Annotated in this window: 14 protein-coding genes; 5 read left to right on the forward strand and 9 right to left on the reverse strand. The window is 75.4% G+C overall.

From position 1 onward, the window contains the following. Positions 1-101: 101 nt before the first annotated feature. On the reverse strand, positions 102-1571 hold the full coding sequence (locus IE321_RS32325; protein WP_190225507.1) for an NAD(P)/FAD-dependent oxidoreductase: 1470 nt from the start codon (positions 1569-1571) through the stop codon (positions 102-104). Further along, complete coding sequence (locus IE321_RS32330; protein WP_190225508.1) at positions 1568-3037, reverse strand: FGGY family carbohydrate kinase; 1470 nt, start codon at positions 3035-3037, stop codon at positions 1568-1570. Before IE321_RS32330 ends, IE321_RS32325 begins: the two co-directional genes overlap by 4 nt. Positions 3038-3641: 604 nt before the next feature. On the opposite strand from IE321_RS32330, the gene IE321_RS32335 reads away from it, so the two are divergent. After that, positions 3642-4625 (forward strand): hypothetical protein, encoded by a 984-nt coding sequence (locus IE321_RS32335; RefSeq protein ID WP_190225509.1) that lies wholly within the window; start codon positions 3642-3644, stop codon positions 4623-4625. 70 nt (positions 4626-4695) lie between these two features. Further along, positions 4696-6228, forward strand: coding sequence for an amino acid permease (locus IE321_RS32340; RefSeq protein ID WP_190225510.1), 1533 nt, complete (start codon positions 4696-4698; stop codon positions 6226-6228). 27 nt (positions 6229-6255) lie between these two features. On the opposite strand, the gene IE321_RS42350 is transcribed toward IE321_RS32340, so the two are convergent. Further along, positions 6256-6597, reverse strand: coding sequence for a hypothetical protein (locus IE321_RS42350; protein ID WP_229916639.1), 342 nt, complete (start codon positions 6595-6597; stop codon positions 6256-6258). A gap of 75 nt (positions 6598-6672) precedes the next feature. Continuing rightward, complete coding sequence (locus tag IE321_RS42355; protein WP_229916641.1) at positions 6673-7062, reverse strand: winged helix-turn-helix domain-containing protein; 390 nt, start codon at positions 7060-7062, stop codon at positions 6673-6675. A 182-nt stretch (positions 7063-7244) separates the two neighbouring features. Here IE321_RS42355 and IE321_RS32350 point away from each other — a divergent pair, with 182 nt between their 5' ends. Further along, on the forward strand, positions 7245-8585 hold the full coding sequence (locus IE321_RS32350) for a DUF2252 domain-containing protein (protein ID WP_190225511.1): 1341 nt from the start codon (positions 7245-7247) through the stop codon (positions 8583-8585). 160 nt (positions 8586-8745) lie between these two features. On the opposite strand, the gene IE321_RS32355 is transcribed toward IE321_RS32350, so the two are convergent. The 5 genes from IE321_RS32355 to IE321_RS32375 all read right to left on the reverse strand — a co-directional run bounded on the left by IE321_RS32355 (position 8746) and on the right by IE321_RS32375 (position 15182). After that, entirely contained in the window at positions 8746-9567 is an 822-nt protein-coding gene (locus IE321_RS32355) for an alpha/beta hydrolase (RefSeq protein ID WP_190225512.1), read from the reverse strand. 84 nt (positions 9568-9651) lie between these two features. Next, positions 9652-11043 (reverse strand): FAD-dependent oxidoreductase, encoded by a 1392-nt coding sequence (locus tag IE321_RS32360; protein WP_190225513.1) that lies wholly within the window; start codon positions 11041-11043, stop codon positions 9652-9654. A gap of 123 nt (positions 11044-11166) precedes the next feature. Beyond that, on the reverse strand, positions 11167-11706 hold the full coding sequence (locus IE321_RS32365; RefSeq protein WP_190225514.1) for a PadR family transcriptional regulator: 540 nt from the start codon (positions 11704-11706) through the stop codon (positions 11167-11169). 46 nt (positions 11707-11752) lie between these two features. Further along, entirely contained in the window at positions 11753-13777 is a 2025-nt protein-coding gene (locus IE321_RS32370; RefSeq protein ID WP_190225515.1) for an NADPH-dependent 2,4-dienoyl-CoA reductase, read from the reverse strand. Positions 13778-14186: 409 nt separating this feature from the next. Then, positions 14187-15182 carry a helix-turn-helix domain-containing protein gene (locus IE321_RS32375; RefSeq protein WP_190225516.1) on the reverse strand — a complete coding sequence of 332 codons (996 nt, stop codon included), beginning with the start codon at positions 15180-15182 and terminating at the stop codon, positions 14187-14189. A gap of 155 nt (positions 15183-15337) precedes the next feature. Between IE321_RS32375 and IE321_RS32380 the strand changes: the two genes are divergently transcribed. Beyond that, the gene (locus IE321_RS32380; RefSeq protein WP_190225517.1) at positions 15338-19099 is read left to right on the forward strand and encodes a S8 family peptidase; all 3762 of its coding nucleotides are present in this window, start codon (positions 15338-15340) and stop codon (positions 19097-19099) included. A gap of 61 nt (positions 19100-19160) precedes the next feature. Next, positions 19161-19682, forward strand: coding sequence for a hypothetical protein (locus tag IE321_RS32385; RefSeq protein WP_190225518.1), 522 nt, complete (start codon positions 19161-19163; stop codon positions 19680-19682). Positions 19683-19730: the final 48 nt, after the last annotated feature.

Genomic DNA, 19730 nt, shown 5'->3' on the forward strand with positions numbered 1-19730 from the left:
CGCCCCGGCGATCCGGGCCGCCGCGGCGGGCCCGGCCGGGCCGGCGCCGACGACCAGCACGTCGACGGAGCGGGCCGTCCGTCCCCCGTCCGGCCGTACGTTCACCGGGCCCCGGCCCCCTTCCCGTACGCCTCGAGCAGGGCGCGCAGCGCGGGCCGGCAGTGGCTGCCCTGGCAGCGGCCGGACCCGGCGCGGGTGCGGCGGCGCAGGCCGTCGAGGCCCGCCGGCGGGACGGCCGAGCGGAGCGCGTCGCGCACCTCGCCGAGGGTGACGTGCGCGCAGTGGCAGACGACCGTGCCGTGCGCGGGGTCCCGGGCGACGGCCGCCGGGTCCCGGTACGGGCGGGGGAACGCCTCGCCGAGGTTCGGCATCCGGACCGGGGCGAGCGGCCGCTCCGGGCCGGTCCGCAGACCGCACGAGGCGAGCAGGCCGAGGACGTGCTCGGCCAGGGCCAGGGACGCCGACAGGCCGGTGGAGCGGATCCCGCCGACGGTGACGTACCGCAGCTCCGGGCGGGCCGCGCACCGGTAGTCCTCCCGGCCGGTGGCGGCGCGCAGCCCCGCGTACGCGGCCGTCACCTCCTCCTCCACCAGGGCGGGCACGATCCGGGCGCCCTGGGCGCGCAGCCCGGCGAGCCCGTCGGCGGTGGTGCCGGTGGCGGTGCGGTCGTCGAGGTCCTCGGCGGTGGGGCCGAGCAGTACGTTGCCGTACACGGTGGGCGCGACGAGGACGCCCTTGCCGAGCGGGCCGGGGACGGGCAGCAGGATGTGCCGCACCAGCGGGCGGGCGAACGTGTCGTAGACGAGCAGCTGGCCGCGGCGGGGCGTGACCGTGAAGTCCCGGACGCCGAGCAGGGCGTCGAAGCGGTCGGCGTGCAGCCCGCAGGCGTTGACCAGGTAGCGCGCGGTCAGCGGTCCGCGCGTGGTGGACAGCCGGTGCGGCGCGCCGGAGCGGGCGTCCGGGCCGGAGCCGGTCGCCGCGGGCGTGCCGGTCGCGGGCGCGACGGCCGTCACCCGGCAGCCGAGCAGCAGGTCGACGCCGGAGAGCACCGCCTGGGTGGCGTAGGCGAGGGTGGTGCTCCAGGGGCAGACGATCGACTCGCCCGGCACGGCCAGCGCCCCGAGCGCGCCGGGTCCGAGGTGGGGCTCGCGGCGCCGGAGTTCGGCGGCGTCGATCAGCCGGGTGGTGTGGTGGCCGTTGCGGGCCGCCTTCGCCGCGAGTCCGGGCAGCGCGGCCCGCTGCTCCTCGTCCCAGGCGACCAGGAGCGCGCCGACCGGTTCGACGGGGAGGCCCGTCTCGGCGGCGTACGCGGTCAGCAGCCGGTGCCCGGCCCGTACGAGCTCCGCCTCCAAGGTGCCGGGCACGGCGTCGAAACCGGTGTGGAGGATCGCGGTGTTGGCCTTGGAGCTGCCCTCGCCGACGTCGTCCGCCGCCTCCACGAGCGCGACCCGCAGCCGGTGGCGGGCGAGGGCGCGCGCGATCGCGCACCCCACCACCCCGGCGCCGACGACGACGACGTCGTACGCGCCGTCCGGCCCGCCCGGCAGCGGACCGCGCCCGCTGACGCTCACCCCGCCGCCCCGGGACCCGCGCCGCCGTCGGGCCGCCGCTCCAGGAGCACGGCCACCTCGGCCCGGAACCGCCCGAGCCGGTCGGCGGCCTCGTCCGCCGAGATGGCGGGCTCGTAGACGGCGGACGGCTTCCACGGCGGTACGGCCTCCGGCACGGCGAGGCCCGGGTCGTGGCCGAGGCGGGCCGTCGCGGCGGCGCCGAGGGCCGTGGCGTCGGGCAGCGCGGACACCTCCACCGGCAGCTGGAGCAGATCGGCCTGGGTCTGCATGAGCAGCGCCGAGCGGGTCAGGCCGCCGTCGGCGCGCAGGGCGTCGAGGGGCGCGCCCCGGTCGGTCGCCGCCGCCCCGGCGAGTTCGGTGACCTGGGCGGCGATGCCCTCGACGAGGGCCCGCACGAGATGGCCGCGTCCGGTGTCGAGGCCGAGGCCGGTGAGGGTCCCGCGGGCCTCGCCGTACCACCAGGGGGCGGCGAGCCCGGCGAGCGCGGGCACGAAGGTGACGCCGCCGCTGTCGGGCACCGCGCCGCCGACGGCGTCCAGGTCCCGCGCGCCGGCGATGACCCCGAGGTCGGTGAGCCAGCGGACGGCGGACGCGACGGTGTACACCTGCCCGTCGAGGCAGTGTTCGGTGCGCCCGCGCAGCCGCCAGGCCACGCAGCCGACGAGGCCGGTCGTGGTGCGGCGGGGGAGCGGTCCGGTGCGGGCGAGCAGGAACGCCCCGGTGCCGTAGGTGCACTTGGCGGCGTCCGGCGCGGTGGCGCTCTGCGCGAGGAGGGCGGCCTGCTGGTCCACCAGGAGGCCGGTCAGCGGGAGCGGCGGGCCGAAGGCGGTGGTGACGCCGACCGGCTGGTCGCAGTCGACGATCCGGGGCGGCCGCTCGCCGCCGAGGCCGTAGAGGTCGAGTGCGGGCGCGGACCAGGCGACCGCGGCCGGGTCGAGGAGACCGGTGCGGCCCGCGGTCGCGGCGTCGGTGACGTACGCGCCCGTCAGCCGGTGCGTCAGCCAGGCGTCGCTCGTCGTCACGACCCCGGCGCCGGTGGCGTGGCGACGGATCCAGGCCATCTTGGGGGCGGCGAAGTAGGGGTCGACGGGGAGGCCCGTCAGTTCCTCCAACGTGGCGTGATGCGGTGTGAGTTCGTGGCAGATCCCGGCCGCGCGGCGGTCCTGCCAGACGAGGGCGTCGGTGAGCGGGTCGCCGGTGGCGGGGTCCCAGGCGAGGACCGTCTCGCCCTGGTTGGCGAGGCCCACGGCGACCACCGGGACGCCCGCCTCGGCGAGGGCGGCGCGGCCCGCCGCGACCACGGAGCCGTACAGCTCGGCGGGGTCCACCTCGACCCGCCCGCCCGGCAGGTGGCGGGGGCGCACCGGGGCCGTGCCGGTGCCGAGCACCCCCCGTTCCGGACACAGGACGAGCGCCTTGGTGCCGGAGGTGCCCTGGTCGACGGCGAGGACCGGACCGCCCGTCATGTGCTGCTCCCGTCGTGGTGTCCGCCGGCGGAAAGGGGTCAGGCTCGCGGGCGGAAGGCGGCCCGTCAACCCTGGCCGGGGGAGCCTGTCAGGTCCCTCCGAGTTACCTGACGGTAGATCACATTCTGCCGCTGGCCGGATAGTTGCGGTCACGAAAATGATCCGGACGATCACCTTCGGTCGCGCCTATAGTGAGCGCCGCTCGCCGACCGACCGAAGGCGCGCCGCTCGCCGATCCGACCGCGCCCGACCGAGGACCCATGCCGACGCCCACCGCCAGGCCCTTGCCCGGGGCCACCGCCAGGCCCTTGCCCGGGGGCACCCCCGGCCTCATGCCCAAGGGCACCGCCGGGCCCCGGCACAGGGCCGGCGCACGGCCGCGACTCCGGCCCACCGCACGGCCGCGCATCCCACGACCGCTGTCCGGAACCGCCGCACGGCCGCCGTCACACGTCGCCGCACGGCCCCTGTCGGGAGCCCCCGTACGGCCCCTGTCCGGAGCCGCCGCGGGGCCCGTCGCCGCTGAGACCCCGACCGCCGCCCGCCCCGCACCCCGGCCCGCGCCCCGCCCCGCCGTCAGGCACGCGGCCCGCCCCGTCCGCTGATGTCCGCGTCCGGCTTCCGGCCCGTCTTCCACCCGGCGGGCCACGACCACGCCCTGCGCCACGCGCTCCAGGACCTGCGCGCCGGCCGCTGGCACGAGATGGCGCGGCTCCTCCAGGAGACGGCGGACACCGGCGGCTGGGACGGATGGACCCGCCGCACCCAGATCCTCGCCACCGTCGCCGCGGGCACCGACGTCGTCCACGCCTGGCGCGCCGAACGGCCCGGGAGCACCGCCGCCGAGGTGATGCTCGGCCGGGTCGCCGTCGAGCGGGCCGTCCGCGCCCACCGCGCCGGCCACGGCCACACCCCCGCCCTCCGCGCGGAGGCGTCCACGGCGTGCCGGGCGGCCGCCGCGTGCGCCCCCGCCGACCCGGTGCCCTGGATCGGCCTCCTCGCCCTCGCCGCGCTCGTCGCCGCCCACCAGCCCGCCGAGCACCGCGTCCCGCCGCCCGTGCCGGGGCTGCCGCCCGCCCCCTGGGCGCTGCTCGCCGAGGCCGAGCGGCGGGACCCGTACAACCGCGAGGCGCACCACCGCATGCTCCAGTTCCTCTACGGGCGCGGCGAGGGGCCGCTCTCAGAGGCCGTCACGTACGCCCACTGGGCGGCGTCCGTCGCGCCGCGCGGCTCCGCCCTGCACGCCCTGCCGCTCCACGTCCGGGTCGAGCGCTACCGGCGCGACCGGGGGCACGAGCGGGCCCTGGACCTGCACTGGGTCGCGGAGGACGCGGTGCGCGAGGCCCGGCGGGCGATGGACGCGTGGTTCCTCTTCTGCGCGGTGCCCGAGGCGTCCCAGCTGGACCTCAACCACCTGGCGCACGCCCTCTCCGGCGCCCTGCTCTTCACCGACGCGGCCCGCGTCTTCGAGGCCCTCGGTCCGTACTACACCGCCGTGCCCTGGGCCCATCGCACCCCGCGCCCGGCCGACCGGGCCCTCGCCGAGGAGGTCTTCCTGCGCGCCCGCGCCCGCAGCCTCACCGGCTGACCGGGCGCGTCCCCCACCGCCGTCCCTCACGCCCTTCCCCCGTACACCCGTTCCCGCCCGGAGGTTCCCCATGTCCCGCACCGTCCCCACGGACGCGCCGAGCAAGCGGCCGGACGCCCTGCCGGACGAGGAGGCCCGGCTGCGCGCGCTGGGCTACGAGCCGGTGCTCGCCCGGCGGATGGGCGGCTTCGGCAACTTCGCCATCAGCTTCTCGGTCATCTCCGTCCTCTCCGGCTGCATGACGCTGTACGGCTTCGGGCTCGGCGCCGGCGGCCCCGCCGTCATGCTCTGGGGCTGGGCCGGGGTCGGCCTCTTCGTGCTCTGCGTCGGGCTCGCCCTCGCCGAGGTCACCAGCGCCTACCCGACCTCCGGGGCGCTCTACTACATGGCCGACCGGCTCGGCGGGCGCCGCTGGGGCTGGTACACCGGGTGGCTGAACCTGCTCGGTCTGCTCGGCGCCATCGCCGGCATCGACTACGGCGCCGCGCTCTTCACCGGCGCCTTCCTCCACCTCCAGTGGGGCTTCGCGCCCACCCCGGGCTCCACCTTCCTGATCTTCCTGGCGATCCTGCTGCTCCACGCCTGCCTCAACCTCTTCGGGGTCCGGCTGGTCAGCGTGCTCAACTCGATCAGCGTCTGGTGGCACCTCGCGGGCGTCGCCGTGATCGTCGGCGCGCTCGCGATCGTCCCCGACCGCCACCAGTCGGCGGACTTCGTCTTCACCGAGTTCGTCAACGGCACCGGCTGGGCCAACCCGTTCTACGTCGCCGCGATCGGCCTGCTCCTCGCCCAGTACACCTTCTCCGGGTACGACGCCTCCGCCCACCTCTCCGAGGAGACCGCCAACGCCTCCGTCGCGGCGGCCAGGGGCATCGTCCGCGCCATCTGGGTCTCCTGGATCGCCGGCTTCGTCCTCCTCGCCGGACTCACCTTCGCCATCCAGGACTACGCGGGCACCGTGAACACCGAGACCGGCGTGCCGCCCGCCCAGATCCTGCTCGACGCCCTCGGTACCGGCGGTGCCACCGCGCTGCTCCTCGTCGTCATCGTCGCCCAGCTCTTCTGCGGCAACGCCGAGGTGGCCGCCGCCAGCCGCATGGTCTTCGCGTTCAGCCGGGACAACGCCCTGCCCGCGTCGGCGACCTGGCGGAAGGTCAGCCGCCGCACCCAGACCCCGGTCCCGGCCGTCTGGCTCTCCGTCGGGGCCGCCGCCGTGATCGCGCTGCCCTCGCTGTACTCGTCGACCGCCTACGGCGCGGTCACCGCCATCAACGTCATCGGCATCACCCCCGCCTACGCCATCCCGATCCTGCTGCGCCTGAAGGCCGGGCGCGCGTTCACGCCCGGCCCGTGGAGCCTCGGCCGCTGGAGCCGGCCGGTCGGCTGGACCGCCGTCGGCTGGGTCGCGGTGGTGACCGTCCTCTTCTGCCTGCCCCAGAAGAGCCCGGTGACCACCGGGAACATGAACTACGCGGTGATCGCCCTCGCCGTCGTGCTGCTCCTGGCGACCGTCTGGTGGTACGCCGCCCGCCGCTCGTACGGCACGCCGACCGCGTACGGCAGCGCCCAGGAGGAGGCGGAGATCGCGGAGGGCCTGGTCTGACCCCGGCCGCCGGACCCCGGCACGGCGTCAGAGGCTGTACTCGTACGTCCAGGCCGCCTCCTGGGCGGAGAAGTCGATGTCCGTGACCTCCAGGACGTGGCCGTGCTGGTCGCTCACCACCCGGTGCACGCTCAGCCGGGCCGTGCCGCCGGCCGTCGGTCCCGGACCGCCGGGCGGGACCCGCACCGACTCCCGGTGGGTGGCCCGCAGCCCCGCCTGGTGCATCCAGTGGTAGAGCAGCCGCAGGTCCGGCTGGTGCACGCAGGAACGGGACCTCCGGTACCGGGCCAGCTGCGGGATCTCGTCGAGCGCGACCCGGGAGAACCACGAGACCGCCCGCTGGAGCTCCGGACCCCGGGGGGCCAGCACCCGGTGACGGTGCACCAGCGTCGGCTCGCCCGGCGCCAGGTGCAGCCGGGGGGCCAGCGCCGCCGGCGGCGGCTCCTAGCCGAGCGTGGCCCGCACCAGCGCCTCCGCCGCGCGCGGTCCGCCGGGGAAGACCGGCCGGGCGGCGGACGGCGCCGCCCGCGACGGCGGGGGCGGCCCGGGGCCGGATCCCGGTCCGTCCGCGGCGAAGGTGCCGCGCCGGTCGGTCACCACCAGTCTCTCCTCGCGCAGCAGTTGGAGCGCGCTGCGGACGGTCTGCCGGTTGACGTGGTACCGCTGCGCCAAGGAGCGCTCCGAGGGGAGCCGGCCGCCGGGGGCCAGGGCGTGGCGGACGAGGGCGTCCCGCAGTTCGGCGGCGACCCGCAGATAGCGAGGGACCTCTTCCTCGGGCGGCCGACCGGACCCCGGGAGTTCGTCGCCGGAGGGTGCGGAATCGAGTACGGCCATGATCAACCCCTTCTTCGCTCAGCGTCACCGCATGGGCCGTATGGGTGATCAATTCCTATCATTGGTCTAAACCATTTCGCTAGGGCGACCGTGCAGAGTGGCCGAAACCCGCGCCGCACCCTGTAATGGGGACCAGGCGACAGGGCCGGTCAGGGCCGGCGGTGGAACAGGGGTGAGGCCGGATGACGACGTCCTCCGAGCGTGCCGACCGAGGCCGCGCGGCCCGCAAGCGGGTCCCGCGCTCCTCGCACGGACGCTGGATACCCAGCTCCCAGCGCCCGGACCCGCTCACGGTCCTGGAGCGCCAGGCCGCCGACCGGCTGACCGACCTCGTCCCCGTGCGGTACGGACGGATGGCCGCCTCGCCCTTCGCGTTCCTGCGCGGCGCAGCCGCCGTGATGGCCGCCGACCTCGGCGCCACCCGCAACACCGGCCTCACCGTCCAGCTCTGCGGCGACGCCCACCTGCTCAACTTCGGCGTCTACGCCTCACCCGAACGGACGCTCCTCTTCGACGTCAACGACTTCGACGAGACCCTGCCCGGCCCCTTCGAGTGGGACGTCAAGCGCCTCGCCGCCAGCATCACCGTCGCCGCCCTCCAGAACGGCAGCCCACGTCCCAAGGCCCACCGCGCCGCGCTCGTCGCCGTCGAGGCGTACCGCACCACCATGCTCCGCCTCGCCGGCCTCGGGGAACTCACCGTCTGGTACGAGCGGATCGACGCCGACGAACTCTCCGCCCTGGCCCGCCCCCGCGAGCGCGACCGGCTCTCCCGCAACCTCGCCAAGGCCCGCCGACGCACCAGCCTCCAGGCGCTCGACAAGCTCACCGTCCGGGACGGCGACGGCGGCCGCCGCATCGCGGAGGACCCACCGCTCCTGGAGCGCGTCCCCGACCTCGACCGGGTCAACCTCGGCAAGATCTTCAGCGACTACCGCAGCTCGCTCTCCGAGGAGCGCCGCCTCCTCCTCGACCGCCACACCTTCCGCGACGCCGCCCGCAAGGTCGTCGGCGTCGGCAGCGTCGGCACCCGCTGCTTCGTCGTCCTCCTCGAAGGCCGCGACGCGTCCGACCCGCTCATCCTCCAGATCAAGGAGGCCGGCCGCTCGGTCCTGGAGGCGTACCTGCCGCCCACCGCCTACCCCCACCAGGGGCAGCGCGTCGTCTGCGGCCAGCGCCTCACCCAGGCCGCCAGCGACATCTTCCTCGGCTGGATGACCGGACCCGAGCAACGCCACTTCTACTGGCGCCAGCTGCGCGACATGAAGGGCTCGGCCGAGGTCGAGACGATGAGCCCCGGCATGCTGCGGGACTACGCCCGGCTGTGCGGCCGCGCCCTGGCCCGCGCCCACGCCCGCTCCGGCGACCGCGTCGCCATCGCCGCCTACCTCGGCTCCTCCGACGTCTTCGACCGCGCGGTGGCCGACTTCTCCCTCGCCTACGCCGGCCAGAACGCCGACGACTACGCCAGCCTCGGCGCGGGCATCGCCGCCGGCATGATCACCGCGGCCCCGGGCGTCTGACCCGCGCCCGGTCCCGGCTCCGGGCCGGTGCCGGGCCGCGCCACGGACGGCACCGGGCGCCGGTCGGACGCCGGACCGGGCCGCGGACGGCACCGGGCGCCGGTCGGACGCCGGACCGGGCCGCGGACGGCACCAGGCTCCGGGCCGGTGCAGGACCGGGCTACGTGCGGGACCGCAGCGCGCCGCCGAGGAACCGGATCGCCTCCCGGGTCCGGTCCTCGGCCTCGGGGCCCACGTGCCCCGCCCCGTCGACCAGCCGGAACGTGTGGGCGACGCCGAGCTCCCCGAGGACCGCGTGCAGATGGGCCGCGCCCTCGTGCAGCAGGAACTCGTCGGCGCCGCCGCAGTCCACCAGGACCGGCAGGGCCGCGTCGCGGATCGCCGCGGCGTGCCGCCGCGCCAGCCCCTGCACGCAGTTCCCGGCGTACACGGCGGCGTCGCCGGAGCCGTGCGCCATCGCCCGGTGCAGCTCGTCGAGCACGGAGGGCCGGTTCGCCTCGGGCACGTCCCCGGGCGTCTCGCCGGGGAAGACGGCCGGCGAGAGCGCCGCGACCGCCGCGTAGCGCCCGGGATCGCGGAAGGCCGCCTTGAGGGCGCCGTAGCCCCCCATGGACGCCCCGAAGAGCGCGGTCCCGTCGAACGGCCCGAACGCCGCCGCGAGACGGGCGGGGAACTCCTCGGCGACCAGCGTCTCCCACGCGGCCCCGTCGGGCCGGTCGAGATAGAACCCGTCGAGGGTGGGGGTGCTCACGCACGCGACGACGGCGCGCGGGAACTCCCCCCGCCGGTACAGGTCTTCGTACAGCGGCCGCGCGTTCTCCAGCGACGCCGACGACGACATCGCGCCGTGGAGGTGCAGGACGAGCGGAAGCCGCTCGCCCCGCACCCGGTCGCTCGGCAGCAGCACCCGGTAGTCGACCTCGCGGCCGGCCGACGCCGACGCGAAGCGTTCCTCGACGAGCTGGAGGGAGTTGTCGTTCATGGGGCCCTTCCCGGGTTGCCTGGCGTCCGCGATCACCTCCGATGATCGTCCTTCTCCCGGGAAGGGCAAGGGAGTTTCCGCCGGTCAGGCGTCCTTGCGCAGCGGCGGCGCCGCCGGGGTGTCCGGGACCGGGGAGAAGAGCGCCGCCCGGACCATCGACGGGGCGAACAGACTGGTGAGCGGCGCGGTCAGGGTGAGGACCGACCGGAAGGGCGCGCCGACCGCCGGGTCGCCCGCCGCGCGCTCCTGGATCCGGGCCAGGTACCAGCCGGTGACCTTGTCGAGCGGCTGCGGCCGGGCCGCGTCGCCCGTCGCGCCCGGCATCTTCTTGTCCGCGCCCGCGGAGATGTCCCACGCCCCGCGGGACGCGTCGAGGAGCGCCCGCTGCACCCGGCGGGTCGTCGGCACCCGCCGGGTGTCCGCGAGGGCCCGGCGCAGCGCGACCGCGGCCAGCGCCGCCGTCGCCATGCCCTGGCCGTAGATCGGGTTGAAGGCGCACAGCGCGTCGCCGGTGGCGAGGAAGCCGGCCGGGCGGCGGCCCGGACGGTCGTACCGGCGGCGGATGTTGGCGGTCTTCCGGAAGCCGTGCACCGGCGTCACGGGCTCGGCCGCGGCCACCCACTCGCTGATCACCGGATGCGGGAACCGCTTCGCGTACTCCTCGAACGCCCCGTCCTCCGTGGGCGGTTCGTCGCCGCGCAGTCCCGAGAAGGTGACGATGTGGTGGCCGTCGCCGAGCGGCACGATCACCCCGCCGTACGGCTGCCGGGGACCCGGCACGATGTAGTAGCCCTGCGCGTCGGTGACGGGCACCGCGTCCGTCGCCTTGTACACCCGCGAGGCGTAGGCGAGGCCCGTGTCGAGGGTCTCCTCGTGCGGCGCCTCGGCGCCGATCGCGGCCAGCCAGTCCGCCGCCCTGGTGGACCGCCCGGAGGCGTCCACCACCAGGTCGGCGGCGAGGGTACGGGGCTCGTGCCCGGCGCCCGCGCCGCGCTCCCGCAGCCGTACGCCGGTCACCCGCGCGGCGGTGCCGGTGAGGCCCACCACGTCGGCGCCCTGGACGAGTTCGACGCGCGGGTCGGCGAGGACCCGCTGCCGCACCAGCCACTCCAGCTGGGGCCGGGGCCCGCTGTAGAAGTGGGCGGTCGCGGGCAGCCGGGTGAACCACTGGCCGGCCTGCCACTGGACCATGTCGGTCGGCATGGCCACCTTCGGCGAGCCCAGCTCCCGCAGCTCGTCCATGAAGCCGGGCAGCAGCGTGTCGAGCGCCTGCTGGCCGCCCTCGATGAGCACGTGGAGGTGCCGGCCCTGCGGCACGCCGGGCCGGGCGTCCGGCGCGTCCGGCAGCCGGTCGCGCTCGACGACCGTGACCCGCTCCGCGTGTTCCGCGAGCACCCGTGCCGCCAGCAGTCCGGCGAGACTTCCCCCGATGACCACCGCGTGACGTGTCCCGCGGCGCCCCAAGTCGTCGGCCATACCCGCCCTTTCCTGTCGTGGAACATGACCCGATACCGACCAGTATCCACGGAGCGGGGGAAGCGGCCCCGCGCGCGCCGGGGGCGGAAGGGCGCGGGACGGGCGCGCGGCGGGCCGGGAGGTTCAGCCCTCGGGGCCCAGTTCCTCCAGCGCGGCCGTCAGCCACTCCACCCAGAAGCGCTCCAGGTCGATGCCGCCGCGCAGGACGAGGTGGCGCAGCCGGTCGGGCTCGGAGCCGCGCCGCTCGGCGGGGAAGTCCCGCTCCTCGATGACGAGGTACTCGTCGAGCTGGGCCCGGTGGAGCGCCAGGTGCCGCTCCAGCTCGGCCCGCAGCCCGGCCGAGCCGACGACCGCCGCGGCCCGCATCCGCAGCAGCAGCGCGGACCGCAGCGGTTTGGGGTCCTCGGCGGCGCCGACCCATTCCCGGAGGAACTCCCGCCCGGCGGGCAGCACTTCGTACTCCTTGCGCTGCCCGCGGACCGGCACCGGGGAGGGCAGGGCACGGATCTGCCCCGCCTCTTCGAGCCGTCCCAGCTCGCGGTAGATCTGCTGGTGCGTGGCCGACCAGAAGTACCCGATCGACTTGTCGAAGCGACGCGTCAGCTCGAGTCCGGACGACGGCTTCTCTAGCAGCGCGGTGAGGATCGCGTACGGGAGGGACATGCCCGCATCCTAGGTTCGGCCGGCCGCGGTGATCACGGTGCTGCCGTCACAGGGTGGCGGCGAGCCGCGTGCCCTGGTCGATGGCGCGCTTGGCGTCCAGCTCGGCGGCGACGTCGGCCCCGCCGATGAGGTGGGCGGTGCGGCCGGCCGCGACCAGCTCCTCGTACAGGCCCCGGCGGGGCTCCTGGCCGGAGCAGAGGACGATGGTGTCCACCGGCAGCACCTGCGGCTCGCCGTCGATGCTGAGGTGCAGGCCCTCGTCGTCGATCCGGTCGTAGGTGACGCCCGCGACCATGGCGACGCCGCGGTGCTTGAGCTCGGTGCGGTGGATCCAGCCGGTGGTCTTGCCGAGCCCGGCGCCGACCTTGGTGGTCTTGCGCTGGAGCAGGTGGACCTGGCGCGGCGGCGCGTTCCGCTCGGGGGTGCGCAGTCCGCCCCGGTTCTCGTAGGAGGTGTCGACGCCCCACTGGCGGAAGTACGTCTCGGGGTCCTGGCTGGCGCCCTCGCCGCCGTCGGTGAGGAACTCGGCGACGTCGAAGCCGATGCCGCCGGCGCCGATGACGGCGACCCGCTCGCCGACGGGGGCGCCGTCGCGGAGCACGTCGAGGTAGCTGAGGACGCTCGGGTGGTCCTGGCCGTCGATGCCCGGGTCGCGGGGGGTGACGCCGGTGGCGACGACGACCTCGTCGTAGCCGTCGAGGTCGTCGGCGGAGACGTGGGTGCCGAGGCGGACGTCGATGCCGTGCTCGGCGAGCTGGACGCGGAAGTAGCGCAGGGTCTCGTCGAACTCCTCCTTGCCCGGCACCCGCTTGGCGACGTTGAGCTGGCCGCCGATCTCGGAGGCGGCGTCGAAGAGGGTGACGGTGTGGCCGCGCTCGGCCGCCGAGACGGCGCAGGAGAGGCCGGCGGGGCCGGCGCCGACGACGGCGATCCGCTTGGCGAGGCGGGTGGGGGAGAGGACGAGCTCGGTCTCGTGGCAGGCCCGCGGGTTGACCAGGCAGGAGGTGATCTTGAGGTTGAAGGTGTGGTCCAGGCACGCCTGGTTGCAGCCGATGCAGGTGTTGATGGTCTCGGAGCGGCCGGCGGCGGCCTTGTTCACGAAGGCGGGGTCGGCGAGGAAGGGCCGGGCGAGCGAGACGAGGTCGGCGCGGCCGTCGGCCAGGATCTCCTCGGCGACCTCGGGGGTGTTGATGCGGTTGCTGGTGACGAGCGGCACGGACACCGCGCCCATCAGCTTCTTCGTCACCCAGGTGTAGGCGCCGCGCGGCACGGAGGTGGCGATGGTGGGGATGCGGGCCTCGTGCCAGCCGATGCCGGTGTTGATGATGGTGGCGCCGGCCGCCTCGATCTCCTTGGCGAGCCGGACGACCTCCTCCAGGGTGGAGCCGCCGGGGACGAGGTCCAGCATGGAGAGCCGGTAGACGATGATGAAGTCGGCGCCGACCCGCTCGCGGATCCGGCGGACGATCTCCAGCGGGAAGCGGACCCGGTTCTCGTAGGAGCCGCCCCAGCGGTCGGTGCGGTGGTTGGTGGCGGCGGCGATGAACTCGTTGATGAGGTAGCCCTCGGAGCCCATCACCTCGACGCCGTCGTACCCCGCCTCCCGGGCCAGCTCGGCGCAGCGGGCGTAGTCCTCGACGGTCTGCTCGACCTCGGCCTCGGTCAGCTCGTTCGGCACGAAGGGGCTGATCGGCGCCTGGAGGGCGCTCGGCGCCACCAGCGCGGGGTGGTAGGCGTACCGCCCGAAGTGCAGGATCTGCATCGCGATCCGGCCGCCCTCGCCGTGCACGGCGTCGGTGATCAGCCGGTGCTCGGCGACCTCCTCGGCGGTGGTCAGCTTGGCGCCGCCGTCCCACGGCCGGCCGGCCTCGTTGGGCGCGATGCCGCCGGTGACGATGAGGCCCGCGCCGCCGCGCGCCCGCTCGGCGTAGAAGGCGGCCATCCGCTCGAAGCCGTGTTCGGTCTCCTCCAGGCCGACGTGCATCGACCCCATGATCACCCGGTTGGGCAGGGTGGTGAACCCGAGGTCGAGCGGGCTGAGCAGGTGCGGGTACGGGGTCGTGGCAGTCACGGGGGCGCCTCCTCGCGCGGGGATCGTCGGATCCTGTTGTAGGCGACCGGTGGGCGATTCTGCAACTAGTTGCAGAAGGATCGGGGTGTGATGGTTACTACTCGGTAGAACCGTGGTGGCCGCTTGACGGCTGCGCCCGGCGGAACGGGTCGCCGACGCTTCACCTGCCGTCGGCGGATCCTCCACCTGCCGTCGGCGGATTCTCCACCTGTCGTCGGCGGTCCTTCGCCTGCCGTCGGCGGACGGATTCCTCAGCTGTCCGGCGGTTCGCTCACGGAGCCGCCGGTGGTCCGCTCTGGGAGCCGCCGGCGGTTTGCTCACGGTGACCTGGGTGGTCCGCTCACGGAGCCGCCGCTGGTTCGCTCACGGTGACCTGGGTGGTCCGCTCACGGAGCCGCCGGTGGTCCGCTCACGCACCCGACGGCGGACCGGCGATCCAGCCGAGCTCGTACGCCCGCCAGCCCAGCTGGATCCGGGTGGTCGCGTCCGCCAGGCACATCAGCCCCTTCACCCGCCGCTTCACCGTGCGCAGGCCGAGCCCCAGCTGCTTGCCGATGCTCGCGTCGGTCATGCCGAGCAGTAGCAGGGCGAGGATCCGCAGGTCCGTCGCGTCGGGACCGGCGGGCTCGCCCTCCACCAGCTCCCCGCCGGGGTCGAGCTGGACCGGCAGCGCGCCGCGCCAGACCCGCTCGAACACGTTCATCAGCAGGTCCAGCACCCCGCTCGCGTGGATCACCAGGGCGGAGGGCTCGGGCCCGTGGCCGCCCAGCGCCACCATCGCCAGCGCCCGGTCGGCCACCACCAGCTTGGTCGGCACCTTCTCGGTCAGCCGCACCTCCTGCCGGCGCCCGAGACCCAGGGTCAGCTCGGTGAGCTGGCCCGGCAGCGCCAGCGCCTCCCGCTCCAGCACCACCCGGTAGGAGACCCCGCGGGCCACGGCCGCGTCCTCGACCGGGTTCTCCGTCGGCGCGACGGCCACCGGCGCGCCCGTGACCAGCACGCACAGCTCCTCCACCGCGCCCATCTGCAACTGGAGGAACCGGTGCGCGACCGCGCTCGCCCCCGTCACCACCTCCACCAGGTCGTGCACCGCGGGCTCCGCCGCCTCCGAGCGGTAGGCGTCCGCCAGCAGTGCCGCCGTCCGCCCCACCCCGTCCAGCACCTGTCGCCGCCGGGTGAGCAGCGCCCCCAGCGCGACCCCGGGCGGCGCCGGCACCCAGCGCACCGCCCCGGCGTGCGGCCGGGACGCGAGCCCCCGCTCCTCCAGCCCGCCCAGCGCGGTGGCCGCGGCGGTCTCGCCGACCCCGAGCCGCTGCGCGAGCCCGGCCGGGTCCGCGCCGCCGAGCCGCACCAGGGCGCGGTACACCGCCTCCTGCGTGTCGTCGAGTCCGATCGCTCCGAGCACGTCGCACCCCCTTTCCGGAGTGTTTCCTTCCATCGCCGCCGTGGCGGGAAACGGTCGTGGCACCTTCCCGCCCGCGATCGGTGTTCCGCCGCTCCCTCGCCCGCTGCCAAGGTGTCGCCACCGCACCAGCAACGAGCAACGAGCAAGGGAGAACGATGCGTCCGATATCGCGCACGGCCCTGGGGGCGGCGACCGCCGCCGTCCTGGCCGTCACCGCGCTGACGCCGTCCGTGGCCGCCCGACCGGAGGCCACCGCAGGCGACAGACCCCTCGTCGGCACGGAGGAAGCCGCCCGGCACACGGGCGCCCCCGTGACGGTCACCCTCGTCACCGGCGACCGCGTCCTGGTGGCCTCGGACGCCACCGGGCGCGCCACCGCGACGGCGCTGCCCCGCGAGGACGGCACCGTCCCGCTCCTGGAGACCCGCCACGACGGCGGGGACCTCTACGTCTACCCCGAAGGAGCCGAGGGACCGCTCGCCGCCGACCGCGTCGACGAGGAGCTGTTCAACGTCACCGGCCTGATCCGCCAGGGCTACGACGACGCCTCCACCACCGCCCTGCCGCTGATCGCCGTCTACGACTCCTCCGTCGACGTCGCCCGCGCCGTCCCCGCCTCTCCGCGCGGCGCCGCCCGTGGCCCGGTGCTCAAGGCGGCCCACGGCGTCGCGCTGAAGGCCGACAAGAAGAACGCCGCCGCCTTCTGGGCCGACGTCACCTCCGCCCGTACGCGCTCCGGCTCCGACGTCCGGAAGCTGTGGCTGGACCGGAAGGTCGAGGCGTTCCTGGAGCGTTCGACGGCGCAGGTGCACGCCCCGGAGGCGTGGGCCGCCGGCTACGACGGCACGGGCACCAAGGTCGCCGTCCTCGACACCGGCGCCGACGCCGAGCACCCCGACCTCAAGGGCCGGATCACCGCCTCGGAGAACTTCACCGACTCCGCGACCGCCGGTGACTTCCAGGGCCACGGCACCCACACCATCTCCACCGTCGGCGGCTCGGGCGCCGCGAGCGGCGGCAAGAAGAAGGGCGTCGCGCCGGGCGCGAAGCTCCTCAACGGCAAGGTCCTCAACGACGGCGGCTCCGGCGCCACGTCGTGGATCATCGCCGGCATGGAGTGGGCCGTCGCGCAGGGCGCCGACGTCGTCTCCATGAGCCTCGGCGACCCGACCCCCACCGACTGCACCGACCCGATGAGCACCGCCACGGAGCAGCTCGCCCGCTCCACGGGCGCGCTGTTCGTCATCGCCGCCGGAAACTCCGGCCCGGGGATGAACACCGTCTCCTCGCCCGGCTGCGCCCCCAGCGTCCTCACGGTCGGAGCCGTCGACCGCGACGACTCCACCGCCCCCTTCTCCAGCCGCGGCCCGTCCCGGATCACCCACACCCTCAAGCCCGAGATCGCCGCCCCCGGCGTGGCCATCTCCGCCGCCGCCGCGGGCGGACGCGGCGTGTACGCCTACCGCGCGATGTCCGGTACGTCCATGGCCACCCCGCACGTCGCCGGCGCCGCCGCGATCCTGAAGCAGCGACACCCCGACTGGACCCCCCAGCGGATCAAGGCCGCCCTCGTCTCCTCCGCCGAGGCCGACATCCCCGGCGACGCCCGCGAGACCGGCGGCGGCCGACTCGACGTCAAGGCCGCGATCGACGCGACGGTGCTCGGCGCGCCGGCCGTCCAGGGCGGCTCCTTCGCCTGGCCGCAGAGCGCCGGCGACCGCACCACCGTCACCGTCCCCTACACCAACACCGGCGACCGGCCGGTGAGGCTGGACCTGGCCCTCCAGCGGGTCACCGGCAACGACGGCACCCGGATCGGCTCCCCGATCGCCCGCCTCGGCGCGCACCGCGTCACCGTCCCCGCCGGAGCCACCGTCGAGGTCCCCCTCGCGCTGAACCCGGCCGCACGGCTGGAGCCCGGCCAGTACGGCGACATCACCGGCCGCGTCCTCGCCACCGCCGACGGCGTCACCGTCTCCACGCCCTTCTCCCTCCACGTGGAGCCGCGCACCGTCACCCTGACGGTCAGGACCGTCGACCGGCTCGGCCGCCCGGCGGACGGCGCCTCCTCGCTGGACGTCGTCAGCACCGACACCGCCGCCGGCGAGCGCCGCTACAACAGCGGCGCGACCGAGCAGACGTACCGGCTGCGCCCCGGCGCCTACTTCCTGTCCGGCTTCGTCGTCACCCCCGACGCCGGCGAGAACGCCAGGCTGGCCGACTCCCTCACCTACCTGGGGCGCCCGCGGTTCGAGCTGACGAAGGACACCACCGTCGTCCTCGACGCCCGTGAGGCGTCGAAGCTCGCCGTCCGCACCGACCGGCCCAGCGAGGTCCGCGGCGCGATGCTGTCCTTCGCCCGCTCCTGGGACGACACCTGGTCGCACGCCGGAACCCTCTCCGGTGGGCGCGCGATCCGCGGCTACTACGCCTCGGTCGAAGGCGAGCCGGACGACGGGGACTTCGAGTTCGCCAGCTACTGGCGGTCCGCGGCGCCGATGATCTCCGAGTTCGCCGTCGTCGGCGGCGAGCGACTGCACCCCGTCACCGCCACGGCGGGCTCCGCCAACCTCGACGGCGCGGGCGAGACCCCGCTCGTCGACGCAGGGTCCGGCACGCCCGAGGAGCTCGCGGCCGCCGGCGTCCGGGGTCGTATCGCCCTGGTCCGCCTCGCGGACGACCAGACGTCAGCCACCACACAGGCCCGCGACGCCAAGGCCGCCGGAGCCAGGGCGATCCTCGTCCACCACGCCGCCCCCGGCCGCTGGCTCCCCGCGGTCGGCACCAGCACCGACCTCCCCGTCCTCGCCGTCGAGTCCGCCGAGGCCGGGGCCCTGCGGGACCGGCTGACCGCGGGCCCGGTCACCGTCCGCTGGAAGGCCACCGCCAAGAGCCCGTACACGTACGCCCTCGCCTTCCCGCACCGCGGCGAGATCGACGAGGACCGGACCTACCGCGTCGACGACGACCGCCTCGGCCGGAGCCGGGCCACCTACCACTCGATGGGCGTCACCGCCGACTACATCGACATGACGCTGGCCGGACGGCCGGACGGCCGCCAGCTGCTCCTGCCCTTCGACACCGCCCCGGTCCCCGGCACCCGGACCGAGTTCTTCACCCCCGGCGACACCACCTGGCGGAGCTACCGCTCCAGCAGCTTCCCGTGGGGCGAGTTCATGGTCGCCACCCTGCGCGCCTACCGGCCCGGCGAGCGCCGCGACGAGGAGTGGTACGACGGCGTCGTCGCCCCCCGCGCCCCGATCGACGCCGCCGGAAAGCCGATGCTCGCCGCCGAACGCCAGGGCGACCTGATCGGCTTCGCCGCGGGCATGTGGGGCGACGGCACCCACTACGCCGAGGCCGGCTCGTTCGGCGACGAGGGCAATCTGCGGCTGCGCCGCGAGGGCCGGGAGATCGGCCGCACCGCCTATCCCTACGGCGTCTTCGACGTCCCGGCCGAGGAAGGCGCGTACGAACTCCAGCAGTTCATCGGGAAGTACGGCGCGCCGGCCAAGGTCTGGCAGCGGTCGACCACCGTCGACACGACCTGGCGCTTCCGCTCCGCCCGCGACGAGAACGTCTACTCGCAGCCCGTCCCGCTCCTCTTCCCCCGCCTCGGACTGCCCGAGGACACCGCCAAGACCCTCCCCGCGGCGGCGCACCAGGAGATCACCCTCGGCGTGACCGGCCACGGCGGCTACACCCCCGCCGCCCTCGTCTCCGCCGCCCTGGAGTACTCCTACGACGGCGGCACGACCTGGACCGGGGCCCCGGTCGCCCGGCACGACGGCACGTGGACCGCCACCGTGGACCACACCGGCGCCACCGGCAAGCAGGTCACCCTGCGAACCGAACTGACCGACGCGAACGGCAACTCCGTCCGCCAGACGATCACCCGCGCGTACGACGTCCGCTGACCCACCGAGCGGCCCCGCCGGGACACCCCGGCGGGGCCCGCCCTTTTCTTAGGCTGTGCCCATGAGCACGACCCTCGTCCACGAGCCCGGCGCCTTCGTGAACTTCCGGCACTTCGCCTTCGCCGAGCCGTACGCGCACGGCTTCCGCTGGCTCGACGTCAAACGCTTCCGGCTCGCCGGCGCCTGCGACGACGACCGGGACCTCCTCGCCGCGCTCATCGCCCACGAGCAGTTCCGCGACGACTACGCCGGCGGCGGAGTGGAGCCGGAGGGCACGCGCCACGGGGAGTACTGGCTCCGCTGCGTGACCCCCGAGGCGTACGAGCAGATCGACCGGGAGCGGGCCACCCGTCTGCTGGACACCTGGGCCGAGCAGTACGGCCCCGTCCCGCGGCCGCTCGCCGAGGCCCTGCGTCGCGAGGCGCACGACGCCCTGGCGACGGCGGACTCCGTCCATCACCTGAACGGCCTCGGCGAGGACGAGTACCACGACTGGGCGAGCGTCCACGGCGAGTTCCACGAACTCGTCCTCGTCGACTGCGCGGCCGGCCGGCTCACGCTCCTCGTCGCGGCCGACGACTGAGACGGCCGGGCCGCGCGCCTGGGGCGTGCCCTGCGGATCGTGCAGGGC

Source organism: Streptomyces hydrogenans (genome assembly GCF_014656075.1).
In the GTDB taxonomy this organism is placed as follows: Bacteria; Actinomycetota; Actinomycetes; order Streptomycetales; family Streptomycetaceae; genus Streptomyces; species Streptomyces hydrogenans.

Coding starts and splice junctions, on each gene's coding strand:
- IE321_RS32385 (WP_190225518.1), top strand. CDS start 19,161: ATGAGCACGACCCTCGTCCACGAGCCCGGCGCCTTCGTGAACTTCCGG.
- IE321_RS32330 (WP_190225508.1), bottom strand. CDS start 3,037: ATGACGGGCGGTCCGGTCCTCGCCGTCGACCAGGGCACCTCCGGCACC.
- IE321_RS32380 (WP_190225517.1), top strand. CDS start 15,338: ATGCGTCCGATATCGCGCACGGCCCTGGGGGCGGCGACCGCCGCCGTC.
- IE321_RS32340 (WP_190225510.1), top strand. CDS start 4,696: ATGTCCCGCACCGTCCCCACGGACGCGCCGAGCAAGCGGCCGGACGCC.
- IE321_RS32365 (WP_190225514.1), bottom strand. CDS start 11,706: ATGTCCCTCCCGTACGCGATCCTCACCGCGCTGCTAGAGAAGCCGTCG.
- IE321_RS32360 (WP_190225513.1), bottom strand. CDS start 11,043: ATGGCCGACGACTTGGGGCGCCGCGGGACACGTCACGCGGTGGTCATC.
- IE321_RS32350 (WP_190225511.1), top strand. CDS start 7,245: ATGACGACGTCCTCCGAGCGTGCCGACCGAGGCCGCGCGGCCCGCAAG.
- IE321_RS42355 (WP_229916641.1), bottom strand. CDS start 7,062: ATGGCCGTACTCGATTCCGCACCCTCCGGCGACGAACTCCCGGGGTCC.
- IE321_RS32355 (WP_190225512.1), bottom strand. CDS start 9,567: ATGAACGACAACTCCCTCCAGCTCGTCGAGGAACGCTTCGCGTCGGCG.
- IE321_RS32335 (WP_190225509.1), top strand. CDS start 3,642: ATGTCCGCGTCCGGCTTCCGGCCCGTCTTCCACCCGGCGGGCCACGAC.